Annotated in this window: 5 protein-coding genes; 2 read left to right on the top strand and 3 right to left on the bottom strand. The window is 36.3% G+C overall.

Features of this window, described 5'->3' with window-relative positions; translation table 11 throughout:
- Positions 1 to 499 (top strand): Gly-Xaa-Xaa repeat protein (locus BPMYX0001_RS32700; RefSeq protein WP_033799049.1); only part of this gene is annotated, 499 nt, incomplete at its 5' end.
- A gap of 70 nt (positions 500 to 569) precedes the next feature.
- Here BPMYX0001_RS32700 and hfq read toward each other — a convergent pair.
- Positions 570 to 794: an RNA chaperone Hfq gene (hfq, locus tag BPMYX0001_RS15335; protein ID WP_000813896.1), complete on the bottom strand. Its 225-nt coding sequence runs from the start codon at positions 792 to 794 to the stop codon at positions 570 to 572.
- 25 nt (positions 795 to 819) lie between these two features.
- Positions 820 to 1770 carry a tRNA (adenosine(37)-N6)-dimethylallyltransferase MiaA gene (gene miaA / locus BPMYX0001_RS15330; protein ID WP_006095657.1) on the bottom strand — a complete coding sequence of 317 codons (951 nt, stop codon included), beginning with the start codon at positions 1768 to 1770 and terminating at the stop codon, positions 820 to 822.
- A 325-nt stretch (positions 1771 to 2095) separates the two neighbouring features.
- Between miaA and BPMYX0001_RS15325 the strand changes: the two genes are divergently transcribed.
- On the top strand, positions 2096 to 2332 hold the full coding sequence (locus tag BPMYX0001_RS15325) for a hypothetical protein (protein WP_026008523.1): 237 nt from the start codon (positions 2096 to 2098) through the stop codon (positions 2330 to 2332).
- A gap of 94 nt (positions 2333 to 2426) precedes the next feature.
- Here BPMYX0001_RS15325 and BPMYX0001_RS30990 read toward each other — a convergent pair.
- A partial coding sequence (locus tag BPMYX0001_RS30990; protein ID WP_244268584.1) for a 3D domain-containing protein occupies positions 2427 to 2541 on the bottom strand: 115 nt, incomplete at its 5' end.

Raw genomic sequence — 2541 nt, 5'->3', positions numbered from 1 at the left:
TATTCAAGGGGAGCGAGGACCTCAGGGAGAACAAGGTATTCAAGGGGAGCGAGGACCTCAGGGAGAACAAGGTATTCAAGGGGAACGAGGACCTCAAGGGTTTAGTTTTCCAGTAACTACAGCCGTACTTAAAAATACACTTCCACAAACTATAAAACCTAATCAAAACATCCAGTTCAATCTTATCTCAAACATAAATAACATACATTTCGATGCAACAGATACAATCACAATCCTTGAAGATGGTGTATATGTCATTGACTTTTCAGCTTCAACAATATTTTCGGGGTCAGCTCCCTTCGGCTTTGGAATTTCCATTAATGGCAACATACCTTCAGATAACTTTTCAGCAAACACAATTGGAAGTTCAATTACATTTTCAACAATTGAAACTTTAAAATCCAGAACTACGATTACTATTCAATCTACCACTAATACAATCACTATTCCCGAGACAGGTGATACCACTGTTAGACTCTCTATTTTCCGCATTCATTAAAGAATCTCTAAAATATATAAATAAAAAAAGAGCGAATCACTCGCTCTTTTTTGCTATGTACAATTCTTTACTACTCTAATTCAATTGAAACGTTTTTTTGTGGAACAAATGTAGAAATAGCATGTTTATAAATAAGCTGTTGCTTACCTTCTGTTTCCAATAAAACTGTAAAGTTATCAAAACCTTTAATTAATCCACGAAGCTGGAAACCATTTAATAAGTACAGCGTCACAAACGTATTTTCTTTACGGAGTTGATTTAAAAACTGATCTTGAATATTGATTGATTGCTTCATGTCGAATCCTCCTCTTTTTCTCTACTTACTTATTATTCGACTTTAATTGTAGCTTTCCTTCTATGTACCGCAAAATTTCTGCTGTTTTTTCACCATCGGTCACATCAAACCATGTAACATCCATCTTATTACGGAACCATGTTAGTTGACGCTTTGCATAGCGACGCGAATTTGTTTTTAATTGCATTATCGCTTCTTCTAGCGAAACATGCCCTTCAAAATAATTATATAATTCTTTGTAACCAATCGCTTGAATAGATTGACAGTCCCTGACTCCATTTTCGTATAAATCCTTCACTTCTTGCAGCAATCCTTGTTTGACCATAAGATCAACACGCAAGTTGATGCGATCATATAACATTCCGCGATCCATAGTCAAGCCGATTAGCGAAACATCATATAACAACTCATTTTCTTGCTTTTCAAGTTGATCACTCATCTTCTGCCCCGTTGTATGAAAAATTTCCAAAGCACGAATGACACGCCTTACATTATTCATATGAATGCGACTTGCACTTTCTGGATCTACCTCTCGCAGCTTTTCATGTACATATTCTACACCATGTTCTGTCGCTAGTTTTTCTAGTTCCTCTCGATATACAGGGTCTCCAGCTTCATCTGTAAACTGATAGTCATATAAAACTGATTGTATATAAAGGCCTGTACCACCAACAATAATCGGTAGTTTCCCACGTTCTGTAATTTCTCGAATATAACCTCGAACAAGCTCTTGAAATTCCGCTACAGAAAATGAATCTTCTGGATTTTTAATATCGATCATGTAATGCGGAATTCCTTCCATTTCTTCCATTGTTGCCTTAGCTGTCCCGATATCCATCGTACGATAAATTTGCATTGAGTCCCCGCTAATGATTTCACCATTTAACGCTTTTGCGAGATCAATGCTTAATTTTGTCTTTCCCACCGCAGTCGGTCCGATGATGACAGCAACTTTTTCACGTTGCAGTTCTCCCATATACTTCAACTCTCTTTATGTAATCTTATCCATCTGATCATTATATCCAATCTTACCAATTTTAATAGTCATAATGCAAGTTCTTTCAATACTGTAAATGAAATTCAAAAAATAAGAATGATACAGTGAACCTTTAACCAAGTAAGATCACCTTCTTCCCTCACCGATTATCCCCCTAACCAAACAGGCTTTTATAAAGTTTCTCGCCTCCCTCTAAATCTTGAGATGAGGACCTTACTCCCTAAATGGCGAGATAAATTTGACATAGTTTGTCCAATGGTACATATACATGATAAAAAATAGGATCGGAGAGGATATAATGAAAATCGGACAAGCTACGCTTAATTTTTCAACATTAACGGAAGAACTCATTTTAGAAACATCCTTAAAAGAAAAGAACTGCTCACAAGAAGAATTATATTTCGCTTTAAGCTGCTTACTACGTTCCTTTCATACATTATTGGACAATCAAACTTTAGACGAACCGACTAAACAATATGCACAAACCCAATTTTGCAGTGCATATAAAATCATCACAGGCCGCACTGTATATCCATTTTAAACTCACAAAAAGGGCTGTTAGGAAATTCCCAACAGCCTGAAAGACCAGCACTCGATATTTAAGTGCTGGATTTATTTTTTTAACAACAATAGCATTATTTTAAAATTTTCACTTTAACAGATTTACGTCCCCATTTGTTAGCAGCGCTATCTGAGCCAACTAGAACATCGATACGGTTACCTTTAATTGCACCGCCAGTGTCACCAGCA

Source organism: Bacillus pseudomycoides DSM 12442 (genome assembly GCF_000161455.1).
In the GTDB taxonomy this organism is placed as follows: Bacteria; Bacillota; Bacilli; order Bacillales; family Bacillaceae_G; genus Bacillus_A; species Bacillus_A pseudomycoides.
The sequence above is the reverse complement of the archived record's forward strand: the minus strand, read 5'-3'. Positions and strand labels throughout refer to the sequence as shown.

What these genes read in the sequence shown, in the direction of transcription:
- hfq (WP_000813896.1), bottom strand. Translation starts at nt 794, where the DNA reads ATGAAGCAATCAATCAATATTCAAGATCAGTTTTTAAATCAACTCCGT.
- miaA (WP_006095657.1), bottom strand. Translation starts at nt 1,770, where the DNA reads ATGGGAGAACTGCAACGTGAAAAAGTTGCTGTCATCATCGGACCGACT.